Source organism: Micromonospora haikouensis (genome assembly GCF_900091595.1).
Classification (GTDB): domain Bacteria; phylum Actinomycetota; class Actinomycetes; order Mycobacteriales; family Micromonosporaceae; genus Micromonospora; species Micromonospora haikouensis.
In genome coordinates this window covers 214,359-233,238 of sequence record NZ_FMCW01000001.1, presented here as the reverse complement: position 1 = coordinate 233,238, position 18,880 = coordinate 214,359, and the positions used below count along the sequence as shown (strand labels likewise).

Sequence of the window (18,880 nt, the reverse complement as noted above, 5' to 3'; positions counted from 1 at the left end):
GCATCGACTCTCGTGCATGCGATCGGCCGCTGTCAAGCGCCTGCGGGGTGTTTGGAGGGGCCCCTTCCTATACAGAAAGCGTTAACAAGGGGCCCCTCCTTTCAATTCACCGTGCGCAGGACGGGGCGGGTGGTGAGGGCGGCCGCATCGAGCGGGCGCGGGGCCCGCACCGTGAACGTCGCCGACTCCCCCGGCAGCAGCGTCACCAGGGCCTCGTCGACCTCGGCGGCCGGGTCGAGCCGGTCCGGGAACAGGGTCAGGTCGCGCAGGAACGTGCGGGCGGTGACGCGTACCCGCTGCCCGCCGTCGACCTCCTCGACCGTGGCGTCGTATTCCGCCACGGGCCAGTCGGCGTCGCGGTCCTCGGCGAAGAACCAGAACGCCCGCCCGGCGTCGCCGTCGGCCTCGGCGACCAGCAGCTCCCGCCGGGCCTGCTCCGGCCGGGCCAGGTCCGCCGGCAGCGCCAGCTCCACCGTCGCGTACGCGGGCACGTCGAGGTCGTACGCCGACTTCGCCCTCGGCTCGCCGTCCGCCGTGACCCGGGTGACGGTGGCGGGGGCCCGCCACGGCTGCCCGGTCTCGTTGACGGCCACCAGCGCCAGCCCGCCGTCGCGGGGCTGGACGGTGAGCAGCCGGTCGGCGTACGCGCGGCGCAGCGCGTGCCACAGGGGTTTGCGCCGGCCGTCGCCGTCGACGGCCGCCCAGGAGGTGACGGGCCAGCAGTCGTTGAGCTGCCACACGATGGTGCCCATGCACACCGGCCGGTGCGAGCGGAAGTGCTCCACCCCGAGCTGGATGGCGCGGGCCTGGTTGAGCTGCGTGAAGTAGTGCCACTCGGCGAAGTCGGCCGGCGGGGGCAGGTGCGCGTCCAGGCCCCGCTGCAGCTTCGCGTCGCCGTCGATGGCCTTCTGGTGGTGGGCCATCCCGGGCGAGTCGGGGGCGAGCGGGTCGTCGGAGATGGCCCGGCGCAGCGTCGCGTACGCCGGGGGCGCCTGGTAGCCGAACTCGGCGACGAACCGGGGCACGTACTCGCGGTACTTGGTGTAGTCGTCGGTGTTCCACACGTCCCAGATGTGCATGCTGCCGCGCGCCGGGTCGTTGGGGTGGACGTCCTCGGTGCCCGACCAGGGGCTGCCCGGCCAGTACGGGCGGGTCGGGTCCAGCTCGGCGACGATCGCCGGCAGCAGCTCCAGGTAGTAGCCCCGGCCCCAGGTGCGCCCGGCGAGGCGCTCCTGCCAGCCCCAGTCGTGCCAGGCCCAGATGTTCTCGTTGTTGCCCGTCCACAGCACCAGCGACGGGTGGGCGGCCAGCCGGGTGACCTGTTCGCGCGCCTCGGCCTCCACCTCGGAGCGGAACGGCTCCTCCTCCGGGTACGCGGCGCAGGCGAACAGGAAGTCCTGCTGCACCAGCAGCCCGAGGGAGTCGGCCAGCTCGTAGAAGTCCTCCGACTCGTACCGGCCGCCGCCCCAGACGCGCAGCAGGTTGATGTTCGCCCCGACGGCCTGGTCGAAGCGGTGCGCCAGCCGCGCCCGGGTGACCCGGTCGGGGAACGCGTCGTCGGGGATCCAGTTGACCCCCCGGGCGAACACCGGCACGTCGTTGACGACCAGGGTGAACGCGGAGCCGTGCGCGTCGGGCGCGGTGTCCAGGCGCACCGTGCGGAAGCCGATCCGGCGGGACCAGGCGTCCAGCTCCCGGCCGTCGGCGGCGTGCAGCCTCACGTCGAGGGGGTGCAGCGGCTGGTCCCCGTACCCCCGGGGCCACCACAGCGCGGGGTCGCGGACCTCGACGGTCAGCACGGCCGTGCGCTCCCCCGCCGCGACGACGGCCTCGGCGGCGGACCCGGCCACCGTCGCCCGGACGGTGACCGGCCCGCCGGTGGCGGCCTGCCCGGCGGTGGCGGCGCGCTCGACCTCGACGACCACCTCGACCCGGCCGACGCCGTCGGCGACGGTGACCAGCGGCCGGACCGTCGCGAGCCGGGCCGTGGACCAGGCGTGCAGGCCGATGTCCTGCCAGATGCCGGCGGTGACGACCGTCGGCCCCCAGTCCCAACCGAAGTTGCAGGCCGTCTTGCGGATGAAGTTGAAGGGCTCGGGGTACGCGTTGGGCCGGTCGCCGAGCCGGTCCCGGTGCGCCTCGGCGTAGCGGTACGGCGAGTCGAACCGGACGGTCAGCGTGTTGGCCCCCGGCCGCAGCGCGTCCGCCACGGCGAACCGGTAGCCCCGGTGCATGTTCTCGGCGCGGCCGACCTCGACGCCGTTGACGGCGAGCGTGGCGACCGTGTCGAGGCCGGCGCAGACCAGGTCGACCCGGTCGGCGTCGCCGGCCGGCGCGTCGAACGTGGTCTCGTAGACCCAGTCGGTGCGCCCGATCCACGCCAGCGCCGTCTCGTTGTCGTCGAGGTACGGGTCGGGGATCAGGCCGGCGGCGAGCAGGTCGGTGTGCACACAGCCGGGCACGGTCGCCGGGACCGACCGGCCGGCCACCTGCGGCGGCACCTGGCCGCCGGCGACGGCCCGCAGCAGCCAACCCTCGTGCAACGATTGCCGGATCACGACTTCACCGCGCCTTCCATGATTCCGCGGACGATCTGACGCCCGCCGACGAACAGCATGACCAGCAGGGGGATCGTGGCGACGAACGCGCCGGCCAGCACCCGCCGGTAGATCACGTAGTTGCCGCTGGCCAGGTCGGAGATGGCCACCATCGAGGTGGGGAAGTCGGTGCCGCTGAGCGTGATCAGCGGCCACTGGAAGTCGTTCCAGGTGGCCACGAACGTGAGCAGGCCGAGCACCGCGAGGGCGGGCCGGATCGCCGGCAGCACCATGCTCCAGTAGATCCGCATGGTGGTCGCGCCGTCCACCCGCGCCGACTCGACCAGCTCGTCGGGGACGGAGTTGACGATGAACTGCCGCATGTAGAACACGCCGAACGCGGTGACCAGGCCGGGCGCGATGACGGCGAGCAGGGTGCCGTTCCAGCCGAGCTTGCCCATCACGATGTAGAGCGCCACGATGCCGAGCTGGTTGGGCACGGTGAGGGTGAGCACCACGAACAGCATCAGCCAGCCGCTGCCCTTGAAGCGCAGCTTGGCGAACGCGAACCCGGCCAGCGAGCAGAAGAACAGCACCGAGGCGGTGACCACGGTGGAGACGATGAAGCTGTTGATCAGGCCGGCGGCGAAGAAGACGTCCTGGAGGGAGAAGACCTCCTCCAGGTTGACCAGGAACTGGTTGCCGGGCACGACCGCCGGGGGGATCTTCGCGAGGGCCTCGTCGTCGCTGGTGGCGATGACGAACATCCAGTACAGCGGGAAGACCGAGAACAGGATCGTCACGGCCAGCAGCAGGTACGTCCCGAGGCCCGCCGGGGTGTCCTGCGGGGCGCGGCCCATCAGCCGGGCCCGGCGGCCCCGGGGCGCGGGGGCCTGCTCCACGGGCCGCGGCGCGGTGTCGACACTCATTTGCGCCCTCCGGACAGGCGGCTCGTCAGCCAGGTGTTGATGCCGGCGACGACGAGGATGATCAGGAACAGGGCCCAGGACATCGCGGCGGCGTAGCCGAGGTTCAGGTCCTTCCAGCCCACCTTGTAGATGAGCTGGGCGATGGTCTGCCACTCGCCGTTCGGGCCGCCGGTGGCCGCCTGCGCGTTGAGGTCGAACAGCATCGGCTCGGTGAACAGCTGGAGGCCGCCGATGGTGGAGAGCACGACGGTGAACACGACGACCGGCTGGATCATCGGCACGGTGATCCGCCAGAGCTGCTTCCACGGGCCCGCGCCGTCGATGGCCGCCGCCTCGTAGACGTCGCGCGGGATGGACTGCATCGCCGCGAGGTAGAGCAGCGCGTTGTAGCCGATCCACTTCCAGTTGACCATGGTGGCGACGGCGATCCAGGAGTGCAGCTTGTCGGCCCGCCAGTCGATCGGGGCGTCGCCCCCGCCGAACGGGCCGAGCAGCCAGTTGGCCATGCCGAAGTCGCGGGAGAAGAAGACGCTGAACACCATCGTGGAGGCGACGATCGGCGTGACGTACGGCAGCAGGATGCCGACCCGCCACCAGGTCTGGGCGCGCAGCCTGCGGTTGAGCAGCGAGGCGAGCACCAGGGCGAGCAGCAGTTGCGGCAGCGAGGAGAGCAGGAAGATGCCGAAGGTGTTGTAGAGGGCGTTCCAGAAGTCCTCGTCGCCGGCGAGCCGGGCGAAGTTGTCGAACCCGGCCCAGTACGGCAGCGTCGGGTCGTCCAGCTCGTAGTTGCGCAGCGACACCACGCCGTTGAACAGCAGCGGGAACAGGCCGAAGACGGCGAACAGCAGGAAGAACGGCGCGATCATCAGGTACGGCATGTAGCGCATGTCGAAGCGGTACAGCCGGTTGCGCCAGGTGAGCCGCCGCTCGTCGGCCCCGGATCCGCCGGTGCCGCGCTCGGGCGCGGAGCGGGGGGACGGTGGCGCGGCGCGGGTGGTGGACATGGGGACGCTCCAGGGCCGGTCGGACTGTGCGGGGGTGCCGGGGGTGTCGGGGAGGGCGTTGCCCGGCCCCCGCGCCGGGGGCGACGCGGAGGCCGGGGCGGCGACCGGTGGCGGGGCCGGGCCGCCCCGCCACCGGTCGCCGGGGCGTCAGGACTTGCTGGCCTTCTCGGCCTCCTTGACCGCCTCGGCCCAGGCGGCGTCCGGCTTCAGTGTCCCGTTCTCCACCCGCCGGATGACGTTCTCCACGTTCACCCGCGTCGGGCCGTTCTTCTTGCCCTGGTACTGCGGGGTGAGGCCCTGCGCCATCTTCGGGAAGATCTGCCCGACCGGGGCGTCGTTGAAGAACGGGTTCTTGAACTCGGCGATCGCCGGGTCGGCGTAGAGGGCCGGCTGCGACGGCAGGTTGCCGACCTTCTTGAAGATCTCGATCTGCTGCTCCGGCTGCACCAGCCACTCCAGCAGCTTGTACGCCTCGTCGACGTTCTTGCTCTGCTTGGGGATGGTCAGGAACGAGCCGCCCCAGTTGCCGCCGCCGCCGGGCACGGCCGCGATGTCCCACTTGCCCTCGGTGCCGGGGGCGGTCTCCTTGATGTGCCCGAGCATCCACGCCGGGCAGGCGAGGACGGCGAACGCGCCGCTGGTGAAGCCCTTGTCCCAGTCGGCCTGGAAGCTGACGAGCTTGGCGGAGATGTCGGCCTGGAGCGCCTTGACGGTGTAGTCGAAGGCGACCTTCGGGCCGCCGTCCATCTGGAGCTGCTCCTGCTCGGTGTAGAAGCCGACCTGCTGCTGGCCGAGGATCGGGTTGAACAGGTTCGTGCCCGAGTCGATGAACTTCTTCTTGGTCTTGCCGGTGTACTGCTGGCCGACCTCGATGAACTTGTCCCAGGTGGGCCACAGCGCGGAGACCTGGTCGCGGTCGGTGGGCAGCCCGGCGGCGGCGAACAGGTCGGTGCGGTAGCACATGGCCAGGCCGCCGACATCGGTGCCGAGGCCGATCTGGGTCTTGCCGTCGGCGGAGAGCGTCTGCTTCCACTTCCACGGCAGGTACTTGCTCTCGAGCGACCCGGCGCCCTTGTCGAGCAGGTTGACGAACTTGTCGGACTGGCCGCGGAACTGCACGGCGTAGCCCTCGTCGATGGCGGCGATGTCCGCCGCGCCCGAGCCGGCGACCAGCTTCTTCTGCAGGTCCTCGTGCTGGGCGTTGTACTCGCCCGAGTTGAGCTGGATCTTGACGTTGGGGTGCTCGGCCTCGTACTTGGTCTTGAGGTCCTGGAGCCCGAAGTCGCCCCAGAAATTGATCTTCAGGGTGACCGTGCCGCTACCCGCGTCGTCACCGCCGGTGGTGCTCCTGCCGCTGCACGCGGCCACCATGGTCAGGCCGACCGCCCCCACGGCGACCGCGCGGGCCCAGTGGCTCCAGGACCGTCTCATGTCTTCCTCCGAGCAAGATGGAAACGCTCCCGACATCGAGAGACGTTGACTGAACCGGATAAGTGACGCCACCGTACGGGCCGACCCCACCAGTGTCAACGGCCGGTTAACTGAGTGCCTGTTCCGTAACCTTTCGGTGTCCTGCGCAGGCTTAACCGCGCAAGCGCAGCCCCGGGGCGACGCGCCCGGCCCCGACCGCCGGCCCCACCCGGTTGCAGTAGCGTGAGGGCCGCCGGCCACCCCGGCACCGTGCACCCGCCCCGGGGCGGGCCGAGCAAGTGGAGGAACACGCCGGTGAAGCGGCCGACCATCGCCGACGTCGCGCGGCGGGCCGGGGTCTCCAAGGGCGCGGTCTCGTACGCGCTGAACGGGCAGCCCGGCGTCTCCGAGGCGACCCGCCAGCGCATCCTGGCCATCGCCGCGGAGATCGGATTCAGCCCGAGCAGCGCCGCCCGGGCACTCTCCGGTGCCAGCGCCAACGCCGTGGGCCTCGCCCTGTGCCGCCCGGCCCGGATACTCGGCATCGAGCCGTTCTTCATGGAGCTGATCAGCGGCGTCGAGGCCGAGCTGTCCGCCCGCTCGTACGCGCTGACCCTCCAGGTGGTCGCCGACCCCGACGCCGAGATCGCGGTCTACCGCCGCTGGTGGGCCGAGCGCCGCGTCGACGGGGTCTTCGTCTGCGACCTGCGCACCGACGACCGGCGGGTGCCGGCGCTGGAGGAGCTGCAACTGCCGGCCGTGGTGATCGGCGGCCCCGGGCACACCGGCGGGCTGGCCCACGTCTGGTCCGACGACGCCACGGCGCTGGTCGAGACCGTGGAATACCTGGTCGCCCTGGGGCACCGCCGCATCGCCCGGGTCGGCGGCCTGCCCTCGCTGTTGCACACCGAGGTCCGCAGCGACGCCTTCACCGAGGTGTGCGCCCGGCTCGGGCTCGACGAGTCGGTCACGGTCTGGTCGGACTACACCGGCGAGGAGGGGGCCCGGGCCACCCGGCGGCTGCTCAGCTCCCCGCACCGCCCCACCGCCGTCATCTACGACAACGACGTGATGGCGGTGGCGGGCCTGTCCGTGGCCCAGGAGATGGGCCTGACGGTCCCCGGCGACCTGTCCATCGTCGCCTGGGACGACTCGCCCCTGTGCCAGCTCGTGCACCCGCCGCTGACGGCGCTGGGCCGGGACATCCCCGCGTACGGCGCGCACGCCGCCCGGCAGCTGCTCCAGGTGATCGCGGGCGAGCCGGTCAGCGGCGTGCAGGGCGAGACGGCGCACCTCACCCCCCGGGGCAGCACGGCACCACCCCGGGCACGGTGAGCGGGGCCAGGGTCGACTGAACCGGTTAAGCGGTCACCGGGACGCCGACGGGAACTCCTCGAAGTACGCCTCCACCCGCTCGGCGGTCGCCGGGCGGGCCAGCGCGTGACCCTGCCCGTACCGGCAGCCGGCCCGCGCCGCCGCGTCCACCTGCGCCGGGGTCTCCAGCTCCGCCGCGACGACCTCCAGGCCGAGGCGTTGGCCGAGGCCGACCACCACGTCGGCCAGCGGCGGCCGCACCGGCCCGCCCGCACCGGCCGCGTCGGGTCGGTGCGCGGACGACGCCGCCGGGGCCAGCTTCAACAGGTCGACCGGGAGCCGGCGGAGCTGGGCCAGCGAGGCGTGCTCGGCCCGGAACCCGTCCAGGGCCGTGCGGACGCCGAGCGACCGCAGCCCGGCGAGCCGGGCCACCACCGCCGGCAGCTCCGGGCCGACGCGGGGCTCGGCCACCTCGACCACCAGCCGGTCCGCCGGCACCCCGTGCGTGGCCAGCACCGCCGCCGTGCGGGGCAGGAAGTCCGGCGCGGTCAGCTCCCCCGGGGTGACGTTCACCGACATCCACAGCCGCCGGTCGCCGGCCGACCAGTCGGCGAGCTGACGGCACGCCCGGTCCAGCACCCAGCGGCCCACCTCGCCGATCAGGTCCAGGTCCTCGGCGACCGGCAGCAGCTCGGCCGGCAGCACCGTGCCCAGCACCGGGCTGCGCCAGCGCAGCAGCGCCTCCGTGCCCACCGGCAGCCGGTCGGCCAGCCCCAGCACCGGCTGGTAGACCAGGTCCAGCTCGCCCCGGGCCACCGCGCCGGGCAGCTCCCGCTCCAGGTCGAGCCGGCGCACCAGCTGCTCCTCCAGGTACGCGTCGTACCACTCGATGCGGTCCCGCCCGAGCTGGGCGGCCCGGCGGCGGGCCAGGTCCGCCTGGCGCAGCACGTCGTCGGGCCCCGCGCCGCCGACCTCGGCCAGGCCGACGTTCGCCTGCAACCGGACCTCCTCGTCGCCCGCCATCCGGTACGGCTCCGCCAACGCCGCCAGCAGCCGGGTGCCCAGCCCGTACGCGAGCACGGGGCCCACGTCGGTGAGCACCGCGAACTCGTCGCCCACCAGCCGGGCCACCAGGTCCTCCGGGCCGGCCACCGCCCGCAGCCGGCGGGCCACCTCGACGACGACCGTGTCGCCGAACGCGTGCCCGCGACCGTCGTTGACCGCGCCCAGGCCGTGCAGGTCGACCACCAGCAGCGCCCCCGACCCGCCCCGGCGGGCGCGCAGCTCGCACAGCAGCTCCCGCCGGTTGGCCAGCCCGGTGAGCTGGTCGGTCGCGGCCAGCTGGTGCACCGCGCGTTCCAACCGGCGACGCTCGCCGACGTCGCGCACGTGCAGCACGAGCGCGCGGACCTCGGGCACGCCGCGCTGGTCGCTCACCGTCGACTCGGTCTCCCGCCACGCCCCGCGCCCGTCGCGCATCCGCGCCGGCAGCAGCCTCGGCCGGTCGTCGGCGAGCACCCCGTCGAGCAGCCGCGCGATCCGCCCCGCGTCGTCCGGGTGCAGCAGGTCGGCGAAGTGCCGGCCGAGCACGTCGGCGTCGGTGAGGGCGAAGAGCCGGGCCGCCGCTGGGGACTGCCAACGCACCCGCAGCGCGTCGTCCAACAGCAGGATCAGGTCGTTGCCGCCGGAGACCAGCGCGCGGAAGTGCGCCTCCTGGGCGGCGAGCCGGCCGGCGTACCGGCGGTTGTCGGCTGCGGAGATCAGCTCCCGGACGACCAGCGGGGGGATCACCGAGAGGCCGAGCAGGACCATGCCGGTGCTGAACGGGCCGTACGCGGCCAGGTGCCCGGCGGCGGCCAGGGTGGCGATGCCCGCGGGCGCGCTGACCCGGGGCCAGACCGGCGGCGGGCCCCCCGCCCGCCTCGGGTCGCCGGCGGCCACCCGCCGGACCCCGGCCGCGGTGAGCAGCACGCCGGCCACCAGCGGCGGCACGGTCGCCAGGGCCGCGCGGTCCGGCGCGCCGTAGGCCAGCAGCACGATCAGCGCGAGCAGGCCGAACTGGGCGGCCCCGGTGCCCAGGAGGCAGACCGCCGCGCCCGGGCGGCGTCGCCAGTCGGCCAGGGCCGCCACGCCGACCGCCGCGAAGCCGAACCCGCCGGACGCCACCGCGATCCGGGCGGCGAGCGGGGCCTGCTCCGTCGGCATCAGCACCCAGGCGGCGAAGTGCAGGCTCAGGCCCAGGCTGACGATGTCCGTCGCGTGGCGCACCCGGGCGCGCGCCGCCAGCCGGGTGCGGCCGGGCAGCAGGAGCAACCCGACGGTGTGCAGCACGGCGGCGAGGCCGAGCCCCGCCGCGCCGACGGCGACGCGCAGTCCGGCGGCGACCAGCGGCAGCACCGCGACGGTCAGCCCGACGGAGAGCACCGCCGCGTGGAGCAGCCCGGCGGCGGGCCGCACCCGCGGGCCACGCCACGGGCCGGGTCGCGCGACGTCGTCCCCGGCGGGGTCACCGCCCCGGGCCGGGACGACCAGCCGGGACAGCCGGGCCCCGGCGAGGGCGCTGCCGGCGGCCCCGGCGAGCGCCACCACGGCCAGCGGCGGGACCGCGCCGGCCAGCCCGGCGAGGACGAGCAGCGCCACCGCCGCCAGCACCAGCAGGTCGGCGGGGCGCAGGCGGGCAACACCTGAGGGGTACGCGACGGGCACGGCGGTCGCCTTCGTGAGGGGGCACGGGCGGATGCGGTACGGCGGTGCGTCCCGGCACGGCGGTTGCGGTCGCCGGGCCGGGATGAGGGGCGGTGCCGCCCGGTGGACGGGCCCGCCAGCGGCATGGCATGGCGCGGCGGGTGAACGCGCCCAACACGGGAGAACGATTCATCGTCACCGCCGGACGCGGACGCGGCGGACCGGGTGGGCGTGATTCGGGTCACTGCCCCCCGCCGGTGGTCCGCCGCCCGGCCGGCGGGTCGCACCGGCCGGGTGGGATCATCTCCGGGTGCGTACCGAGACCGTCCGCTTCCGCCACAACCAGGCGATCCTGGTCGCGGCGGTGATCGCCTTCATCGGGGCCCTGCCGCTGGCCAGCGCCGGGTGGTATTTCGTGCCCGTGCTGCTCGTCCCGCTGGCGATCGGGGTCTGGGCCTGGCGGGCCGGCACCGAGGCCGACGCCCGGGAGCTGCGCCTGCGGGCGCTGGCCGGGCAGCGCCGGGTCGCCTGGGACCGGGTCGTCGAGCTGGGCGCCGACGCCCGGGGCCGGGCGGTCGCCCGGCTCGACGACGGCGAGCTGCTCGTGCTGCCCGGGGTGCGCGGCAGCGAACTGCCCCGGCTCGTCGCGGCCACCGGCCAGAACCTGCCCGGCCCGGCCGCCTGACCCCACCGCCGTGGGCCGGCCGGTCAGTAGCCGTCCGACACCGCGTTCACCAGCGGCTCCCCCGCGGCGAAGCGCCGGACCTGCTCGGCCACCAGCCGGTACGCCCGGGGCAGCAGCCCGCGCACCGAGCCGGCGACGTGCGGGGTCAGCAGCACGTTCGGCAGCTCCCACAGGGGGTGGTCGGCGGGCAGCGGCTCCGGGTCGGTGACGTCCAGCGCGGCCCGCAGCCGCCCGGTCGCCAGCTCGGCGACCAGCGCGTCGGTGCGGGCCACCGGGCCGCGCGCGGCGTTGACCAGCAGCGCGCCGTCGGGCATCGCGGCGAGGAACTTCTCGTCGACCAGGCCGCGCGTCGCGTCGGTCAGCGGCACCAGCACCACCACCACGTCGGCCTCGGGCAGCAACGCCGGCAGCTCGTCGACCCCGTGCACCCCCTCGGCGGGACGCGGCGTGCGGGCGACCAGGGTGAACGTCACCCCGAACGGGGCGAGCCGGGCCCGCACCGCCGCGCCGATCGAGCCCGCGCCGACGATCAGCACCCGCTTGCCGGCCAGCTCGTCGGTCGGGCAGAGCCGGTCGTACGCCCACTCGCGGCGGGACTGGGCGAGGGCGAAGGCGGGGAAGCCGCGCACCTGGGACAGGATCGCGGCGGCCACCCACTCGGCCGTGCCGACGTCGTGCACGCCGCGCGCGTCGCAGAGCGTCACCCCGGGCGGCACCCGGCCCGCCCAGGCGTCCGCGCCGGCCGAGAGGAGCTGCACCACCCGCAGGTCGGGCAACCTCCCGAGCAGGGCGGTGGCGTCCACGCCGGAGAGGAACGGCGGCACCCAGAACCGGACGCCGGCCACCTCGGAGGGCAGCCGCGACGGGTGCTCGGCCACCTCGACGGTGACCCCGGGCGGCAACTCGCCGAGGAGGGCGCGGCCGGCGGGGTGCGGGATCCATACCTTCACGAACGCCGACGATAGCCGGTGCGGGCCCCGTCGCGGCGCGGCCGGGGCGGCTAGGCTGGGCCGGGTGAGCACCGGAGCCCCGTACCCCCGAAAGAGCCCGCTGCGGGCGGCCGTCGCGGCGTCCAGCGCGGCGCTGCTGCTGGCCGCCGCCGGGTGCAGCTTCGGCGAGCCGGAGCCGGACCCGGCCGGCGAGCCGCCCAACCTGCCCACCCCGTCGGTCTCCGCGCCCGCCGGGGCCGGCCCGCAGGTGGTCACCACGGTGCTGGCCAAGGGGCTGCGGGTGCCGTGGGGCATGGCGTTCCTGCCCGACGGCGGCGCGCTGGTCACCGAGCGGGACAGCGGCCGGATCCTCCAGGTCGGCCCCGGTTCCTTGCGCGACGGGCTGACGGTCACGGCGGTGCGGACGGTGCCCGGCGTGGTGCCCGGCGGCGAGGGCGGGCTCATGGGGATCGCGGTCTCCCCCGACTACGCGACCGACCAGACGATCTTCGTCTACCACACCGCCGAGAACGACAACCGGATCGTCAAGCTGGACCTGGACGGTGCGCCCACCCCGATCCTGACCGGCATCCCCAAGGCCGGCATCCACAACGGCGGCGGGCTCGCGTTCGGCCCGGACGGCTTCCTCTACGCGAGCACGGGCGACGCCGGCAACCGGGAGGCCGCACAGGACCAGAAGAACCTGGGCGGCAAGATCCTGCGGATCACCACCGCCGGCAAGCCGGCCCCGGGCAACCCGTTCGCCGGCTCCCCCGTCTGGTCCCTGGGCCACCGCAACGTGCAGGGCCTGGCCTGGGACGCCGGCAAGCGGATGTACGCCGTCGAGTTCGGCCAGAACACCTGGGACGAGATCAACCAGATCACCAAGGGCGGCAACTACGGCTGGCCCCAGGTCGAGGGCCAGGCCGACGACCGGCGGTACGCCGACCCGCTGGTGCAGTGGCGCACCACCGACGCCTCCTGCTCGGGCCTCGCGGCGACCGACCGGCTGCTGGTCACCGCCTGCCTGCGCGGGCAGCGGCTGTGGCTGGTCGAGCTGACCGACACCGGCACGGTGCTCGGCCAGCCCCGGGAGCTGCTCACCCGCCGGTACGGCCGGCTGCGCGGCGCGGTCGCCGCCCCCGACGGGTCGGTCTGGGTCACCACCTCCAACCACGACGGGCGGGGCCAGCCGGCCCCCGAGGACGACCGGATCCTGCGTCTCGTCTTCACCGACGGCGGCGCGGGCCGCAGCTGACCCGCCGCCGCCAGCAGGGCCGGAATCCCGGGTTTGCCAAGATCCTTCACTGGGCAGGTCAGAATCTCAGCATGGACGGGCAGGAGAACGAAGAGCGCAGCGCCGGCGAAGCCGCGCCCCGCACGGCCGGGCGCGGCCGTCTCCGGCGGCTGGGGGTGGTCCTCGCCGTCCTGGTGATCTCCCTGGCCGGGGCGGTCATCGGCACCCTCGCCGGCGGGCGGGTGCACACCGACATCGGGCCGTTCCGCGCGGAGCTGAGCCTCACCCCATCGCTGGAGGGCGGCACCACCGTCGACATCCCGCCGCTGGGCGCGCTCCAGCTCGACAGCCACGACGGGCCCACCCACCTCACCGTCGGCCTCGGGGCCCTCGACCAGCGGCGCACCGAGGCGCTGATCGACGACCCGGCGAGCATCAGCCGGGCCAGCCAGTCCGCCGTCACCGACGTCCGCAACGGGGTGCTGCGCCTCGGGCTACGCACCGTCGGCGCGGCCGTGCTGGTCACCCTCATCCTCGCCGGGCTGGTGTTCCGCGACACCCGGCGCACCGCCTGGGCGGGCGGACTGTCGCTGCTGGTCACCGCCGGCAGCCTCGGCCTCGCCGCGTCCACCATCCGCCCGCAGGCGATCGAGGAGCCCCGGTACGAGGGGCTGCTGGTCAACGCCCCCGCGATCGTCGGTGACGCCCGCCGGATCGCCAACGACTACACCAAGTACGCCGAGCAGCTCCAGCGCCTCGTCGGCAACGTCAGCCAGCTCTACACCACCGTCTCCGCCCTGCCGGTGTACGAGCCGGCCCCCGGCACCACCCGGGTCCTGCACGTCTCCGACATGCACCTCAACCCGACCGGGTGGCAGCTCATCCGCACGGTCGTGGAGCAGTTCGGCATCGACGTGGTGATCGACACCGGCGACATCACCGACTGGGGCAGCGAGCCGGAGGCGTCGTTCGTCGGCTCGATCGGGCTGCTCAAGAAGCCGTACGTCTACATCCGGGGCAACCACGACTCGGGCAAGACGGCCGCGGCGGTGGCCCAGCAGCCCAACGCGATCGTGCTGAACAACTCGACCACCACCGTCGCCGGGCTGACCATCGCCGGCATCGGCGACCCCCGGTTCACCCCCGACAAGGAGACCTCCCCGGCCGGCAGCGGCCTCACCAGCGAGGTGGCCGACCAGGTGATCGGGGCCGGTGAACAGCTCGCCACCACGGTCCGCAACTCGCCCAGGCCGGTGAACATCGCGCTGGTGCACGACCCGGCGTCGGCGGGGCCGCTGTCGGGCACCTGTCCCCTGGTGCTCGCCGGGCACACCCACGCCCGGCAGGTCTCCAAGCTGCCGCAGGCGCCGGGCCAGATGCCGACGCAGCTGATGGTGGAGGGGTCCACCGGCGGCGCGGGGCTGCGCGGCCTGGAGGGCGAGAAGCCCACCCCGCTGTCGATGACGGTGCTCTACTTCGACAAGGAGAAACTGCTCCAGGCGTACGACGACATCACCGTCGGCGGCACCGGCCAGGCGCAGGTCAACCTGGAACGGCACGTGGTGCAGAACCCGAAGGCCGGCGACCAGGTGCCGGTCACCCCGACCCCGACCCGCTGACCCGGCCGCCCCGCCCACCCCGCTCGCCCCCACTCACCCCCGCCGCTCCGCTGCCCTTGCCGCCCGAGCGCCCGCGCGGGCCGTCGGTACGGGGCAGCACGGGCCCGGCCGGTACGGGGCAGCACAGGCCGGCCCCCGGCCTGCGGGCCGCGGACCTGCCGCGGACCTACGAAGCCACGGTCAACCGTGACGGTGTGTCACCGAGCAGCGCCTGTCAACCCACCCCGTCGCCTCCTTTGCTCTGCACCCATCGACGCAACAGTCACCCTCGGCAATCACCCCACCAAAGGTCGATCGGGGAGTGTCAACCGTTTCCGCAGATCAGCGGCAGCGTTGCGTCGATGGGTGCAGAGCAAAGGGAGGGCAAGGTGAGGCGAGGCCGACGGAGAAGGTCACGGAAAGCTACAGAGCGGCACTGACCACGGAGCGCAACGAACCGCAGCCCGTTAGGGGTAGGACCGGCGCGGCCGGCGGGATCGGCGCGGGGCAGCGGGCGGCAGCGGGCGCGGCGACGGTAGCCAGCGGAGGGCGGGGCGGGGGTCAGCGCAGCGAGAGGGCGGCCAGGGCCGCGTTGACGATGCTCCCGGGCAGCAGGTCGTGCAGCTCGTACAGCTCGCGGACACTGCCCGACTGGCCGAACTCGTCCACGCCGAGCGGCACCGCCGGGGCGCCGACGGCCGAGCCGAGCCAGGCCATCGCGTGCGAGGCCGCGTCGTGCACCGTCACCACCGGCACCCGGTCGACGAACGCCGACCGCAGCGCCCCCGGCACGCTCGGCACGGTGGCCGTCCGCACCCCTTGGCGCAGGGTGCGCTGCCACGCCCGGTAGAGGCGGTCCAGGCTGGTCACGTCCACCACGTGCGCGGCCACGCCCTCCTCGGCCAGCTCGGCGGCGGCGGCCAGCACCTCCGGCAGCACCGCGCCGGAGGCGGCGAGCTGCACCACCGGCGCGTCGGCCAGCTCCGGGTGCGCCGCGTGCGCGTCGACCAGCCGGTACGCCCCGGCGACCGCCTGCCGGCGCAGCACCGCGTCGCCGAGCCGCGCCCGCGCCGCCTCGAAGGGCGCCTGGTCGATCGGGCGGGTGCTGAGCCGGAAGTAGTACGCCCCGTCCTCGACCGGCGCGGCCGTGCTGGCCGGCGTGCCCCCGGCGGCGATCTGCCCGAGGGCGTCGCAGAGCAGCCAGTCGAGGGTCGCCGCGTACGCGGGCTCGACGAACGTCACCCCGGGCAGCTCCAGCCCCACCGATGCGGTGATCGTGGACTGGTGCGCGCCGCCCTCGGGGGCCAGGGTGATGCCCGACGGGGTGCCGGCGACCACGAACCGGGAACCCGAGTAGGTGCCGTAGAGGAACGCGTCGAGGCCGCGCAGCACGAACGGGTCGTAGACGGTGCCGATCGGCAGCAGCGGCTGCCCCGACAGGTCCCACGACAGGCCGAGCTGGCCGAGCAGCAGGAACAGGTTCATCTCCGAGATGCCCAGCTCGATGTGCTGCCCAGCGGGGCTCTCGGTCCAGCGCAGCATCCGGTCCTCCGTCCAGGACCGCTGCTCGGTCGGGGCGAACACCCCCGTCTTGTTGATGAACCCGGCGAGGTTCGTCGAGGTGGCCACGTCGGGCGCGGTGGTCACCAGGTAGGGGGCGACGCCCTCGTCGCGGGCCAGCTCCACCAGCACCCGACCGAAGACCTCCTGGGTGGAGACGGGCCGGTTCGCGCGTACCCTCGTGGTTTCCGGAACGGCGACCGGCAGCGCCCGCCCGGCCGGCGGTCGGGACAGCGCCTCCCGGCGCGCGCCGGCCCGGATGCCGGCCGGCGACGCCGGGTCGAGGCGGTCCCACTCGGTCGCGGGGGTCAGGCCGTGGGCCGCGCGCAGCGCGTCGACCTGCGCGGTGGTGAGCAGCGCCGAATGGTTGCGGGGATTGCCGGCGATGGGCAACCCCCAACCCTTCACGGTGTACGCGAAGACGACGCTGGGCCGGTCGGTGACCGCGTCGCACTGGGCGTACGCGTCGAGCATCGCCTGCAGGTCGTGCCCGCCCAGGTCGGTGACCAGCGGGGCCAGTTCGTCGTCGGTGACGTCGGCGATCAGCTCGGCGATGCCGGCCGGCGCGCCGTCGCAGAACCGCTCCCGCAGCGCCGGCCCGGCCAGCCCGAACAGCGACTGGTACTGCTCGTTGGGCATCGCGTCGATCCAGTCGCGCAGCGCCTCCCCGCCCGGCCGCGCGTACGCCTGCGCGAGCCGGCGGCCGTACTTGACCTCGACGACGTGCCAGCCGGCGGCCTCGAACTGGCCGCGCCACTGGTTGATCCGCACCCCGGGCACGACCCGGTCGAGGGACTGCCGGTTGAAGTCGACCAGCCACATCACGTTGCCCAGGCCCGTGGTGGCGGGGTCGGCGACGGCCTCCCAGATGTTGCCCTCGTCCAGCTCGGCGTCGCCGATCAGCGCCACGAACCGGGAGCGGGGGCGCGCGCCGAAGTGCGCGTCGACGTACCGGCGGGTGACGGCGGCGAACAGCGGCGCGGCGGCGCCGAGGCCGACGGAGCCGGTGGAGAAGTCGACGCCGTCGGGGTCCTTCGTGCGCGACGGGTACGACTGGAGGCCGCCCCGGGCGCGCAGCCGCGTCAGGTAGGACCGGTCGAGGTTGCCGAGCAGGTATTGGATCGCGTGGAACACCGGCGAGGCGTGCGGCTTCACCGCGACCCGGTCGGCGGCGTCGAGGTGCGCGAACCACAGCGCGGTCATGGCCGTGACCAGCGACGCGCTGGACGCCTGGTGCCCGCCGACCTTCACCCCGTCGCCGGTGTCCCGGTCGTGGTTGGCCGCGTCGACGATGCGGGTGGCGAGCCAGAGCACCCGGCGCTGGATCTCGTCGAGGACGTCGAGGTCGTGCTGGTTCACGGGGTGCTCCATCCGGGCGTCGCCGTTGACGCCTCGCGAGGGGGTGGGGGTGTGGGTGGGGGTGTGGGGGTGCGGGTGTTAGGAGGGGGCCCTTCCTATACAGAAAGCGTTAACAAGGGCCCCCTCCTTACATCTCAGGCGCCGAGGCGGGAGAGAATCAGCTCGCGGACCGTCTTCGCGTCGGCCTGGCCGCGGGTGGTCTTCATGACCGCGCCGACCAGCGCGCCCGCCGCCGCGACCTTGCCGCTGCGGATCTTCTCGGCGATGTCCGGGTTGGCGGCGATCGCCTCGTCCACGGCGGCGGTCAGCGCGCCGGTGTCGGAGACGACCTCCAGGCCCCGGGCGGTCATGATCTCCGTCGGCGAGCCCTCGCCGGCCACCACGCCCTCCAGGACGCTGCGGGCAAGCTTGTCGTTGAGCTTGCCGGCGTCGACGAGGCCCTGCAGCTCGGCGACCTGCACCGGGGTGGCCCCGACGTCGGCCAGCTCCACGCCCGTCTCGTTGGCCCGGCGGGACAGCTCGCCCAGCCACCACTTGCGGGCGGCGGCGGGGGTGGCCCCGGCGGCGACGGTCGCCTCGATCAGCTCGACCGCGCCCGCGTTGAGCACCGACTGCATGTCGGCGTCGGACAGGCCCCACTGCTCCTGGAGGCGGCGGCGGTGCAGCCGGGGCAGCTCCGGCAGGGCCGCCTTCAGCTCGGCCACCCAGGCGGCGTCCGGGGCGAGCGGCACCAGGTCCGGCTCCGGGAAGTAGCGGTAGTCCGTCGCGGTCTCCTTCGACCGGCCCGGGGTGGTGTCGCCGGTGTCCTCGTGGAAGTGCCGCGTCTCCTGGGTGATCCGGCCGCCCGCGTCGAGCACCGACGCCTGCCGCAGCATCTCCGACCGGACCGCCCGCTCCACCGAGCGCAGCGAGTTGACGTTCTTGGTCTCGGTGCGGGTGCCCCACTCCTGGCCGGGCAGGTTGAGGGAGGTGTTGACGTCGCAGCGCAGCGACCCCTCCTCCATCCGCACGTCGGAGACGCCCAGCGAACGGATCACGTCACGCAGCTCGGTGACGTACGCGCGGGCCACCTCGGGGGCCAGCGCCCCGGTCCCGGGGACCGGCCTGGTGACGATCTCCACCAGCGGGATGCCGGCCCGGTTGTAGTCGACCAGCGACTCCGTCGCGCCGTGGATGCGGCCGGTGGCCCCGCCCACGTGCAGGGTCTTGCCGGTGTCCTCCTCCAGGTGCACCCGCTCGATGCCGATGCGGACCAGCTCGCCGCCCACCTCGACGTCGAGGTAGCCGTCGACGCAGAGCGGCTCGTCGTACTGGCTGATCTGGAAGTTCTTCGGCATGTCCGGGTAGAAGTAGTTCTTCCGGGCGAACCGGCACCACGAGGCGATCGAGCAGTTGAGCGCGAGGCCGATCCGGATCGTCGCCTCGATGGCCGCCTTGTTGGCCACCGGCAGCGACCCGGGCAGGCCCAGGCAGACCGGGCAGACCCGGGTGTTGGGCTCGCCGCCGAAGTCCGTCGGGCAGCCGCAGAACATCTTGGTGTTCGTGCCCAGCTCGACGTGGGTCTCCAGGCCGATCACCGGCTCGTAGCGGGCGACGACGTCGTCGTACGCGGGCAAGGTCGTGGTGCTCATCG

Annotated in this window: 12 protein-coding genes; 4 read left to right on the top strand and 8 right to left on the bottom strand. The window is 74.1% G+C overall.

The annotated features are described in order from the left end of the window. Positions 1-101 precede the first annotated feature (101 nt). The 4 genes from GA0070558_RS00955 to GA0070558_RS00940 all read right to left on the bottom strand — a co-directional run bounded on the left by GA0070558_RS00955 (position 102) and on the right by GA0070558_RS00940 (position 5,901). On the bottom strand, positions 102-2,558 hold the full coding sequence (locus GA0070558_RS00955; protein ID WP_091274442.1) for a glycoside hydrolase family 2 protein: 2,457 nt from the start codon (positions 2,556-2,558) through the stop codon (positions 102-104). Further along, positions 2,555-3,397, bottom strand: coding sequence for a carbohydrate ABC transporter permease (locus GA0070558_RS00950; RefSeq protein WP_256091697.1), 843 nt, complete (start codon positions 3,395-3,397; stop codon positions 2,555-2,557). Before GA0070558_RS00950 ends, GA0070558_RS00955 begins: the two co-directional genes overlap by 4 nt. A 65-nt stretch (positions 3,398-3,462) precedes the next feature. Further along, positions 3,463-4,470 carry a carbohydrate ABC transporter permease gene (locus GA0070558_RS00945; RefSeq protein WP_091274435.1) on the bottom strand — a complete coding sequence of 336 codons (1,008 nt, stop codon included), beginning with the start codon at positions 4,468-4,470 and terminating at the stop codon, positions 3,463-3,465. Between the two features lie 147 nt (positions 4,471-4,617). After that, complete coding sequence (locus GA0070558_RS00940; RefSeq protein ID WP_091274433.1) at positions 4,618-5,901, bottom strand: ABC transporter substrate-binding protein; 1,284 nt, start codon at positions 5,899-5,901, stop codon at positions 4,618-4,620. A gap of 294 nt (positions 5,902-6,195) precedes the next feature. On the opposite strand from GA0070558_RS00940, the gene GA0070558_RS00935 reads away from it, so the two are divergent. After that, a complete protein-coding gene (locus GA0070558_RS00935) occupies positions 6,196-7,215 on the top strand; it encodes a LacI family DNA-binding transcriptional regulator (RefSeq protein WP_043962251.1) in 1,020 nt (339 codons plus the stop codon). A gap of 33 nt (positions 7,216-7,248) precedes the next feature. Here GA0070558_RS00935 and GA0070558_RS00930 read toward each other — a convergent pair whose 3' ends face one another. After that, on the bottom strand, positions 7,249-9,900 hold the full coding sequence (locus tag GA0070558_RS00930; RefSeq protein ID WP_439709550.1) for a putative bifunctional diguanylate cyclase/phosphodiesterase: 2,652 nt from the start codon (positions 9,898-9,900) through the stop codon (positions 7,249-7,251). Positions 9,901-10,189: 289 nt separating this feature from the next. Between GA0070558_RS00930 and GA0070558_RS00925 the strand changes: the two genes are divergently transcribed. Continuing rightward, complete coding sequence (locus GA0070558_RS00925; RefSeq protein WP_077936563.1) at positions 10,190-10,564, top strand: PH domain-containing protein; 375 nt, start codon at positions 10,190-10,192, stop codon at positions 10,562-10,564. 23 nt (positions 10,565-10,587) lie between these two features. On the opposite strand, the gene GA0070558_RS00920 is transcribed toward GA0070558_RS00925, so the two are convergent. Beyond that, positions 10,588-11,514: a 2-hydroxyacid dehydrogenase gene (locus tag GA0070558_RS00920; RefSeq protein ID WP_091274429.1), complete on the bottom strand. Its 927-nt coding sequence runs from the start codon at positions 11,512-11,514 to the stop codon at positions 10,588-10,590. A 55-nt stretch (positions 11,515-11,569) separates the two neighbouring features. On the opposite strand from GA0070558_RS00920, the gene GA0070558_RS00915 reads away from it, so the two are divergent. Next, positions 11,570-12,751 carry a PQQ-dependent sugar dehydrogenase gene (locus GA0070558_RS00915; protein ID WP_256091695.1) on the top strand — a complete coding sequence of 394 codons (1,182 nt, stop codon included), beginning with the start codon at positions 11,570-11,572 and terminating at the stop codon, positions 12,749-12,751. 71 nt (positions 12,752-12,822) lie between these two features. Further along, entirely contained in the window at positions 12,823-14,349 is a 1,527-nt protein-coding gene (locus GA0070558_RS00910) for a metallophosphoesterase (RefSeq protein ID WP_091274423.1), read from the top strand. A 540-nt stretch (positions 14,350-14,889) separates the two neighbouring features. On the opposite strand, the gene GA0070558_RS00905 is transcribed toward GA0070558_RS00910, so the two are convergent. Then, positions 14,890-17,247, bottom strand: coding sequence for a thiamine pyrophosphate-binding protein (locus tag GA0070558_RS00905; RefSeq protein ID WP_091274783.1), 2,358 nt, complete (start codon positions 17,245-17,247; stop codon positions 14,890-14,892). Positions 17,248-17,381: 134 nt separating this feature from the next. Beyond that, positions 17,382-18,878: an Asp-tRNA(Asn)/Glu-tRNA(Gln) amidotransferase subunit GatB gene (gatB, locus tag GA0070558_RS00900; protein WP_091274420.1), complete on the bottom strand. Its 1,497-nt coding sequence runs from the start codon at positions 18,876-18,878 to the stop codon at positions 17,382-17,384. Positions 18,879-18,880: the final 2 nt, after the last annotated feature.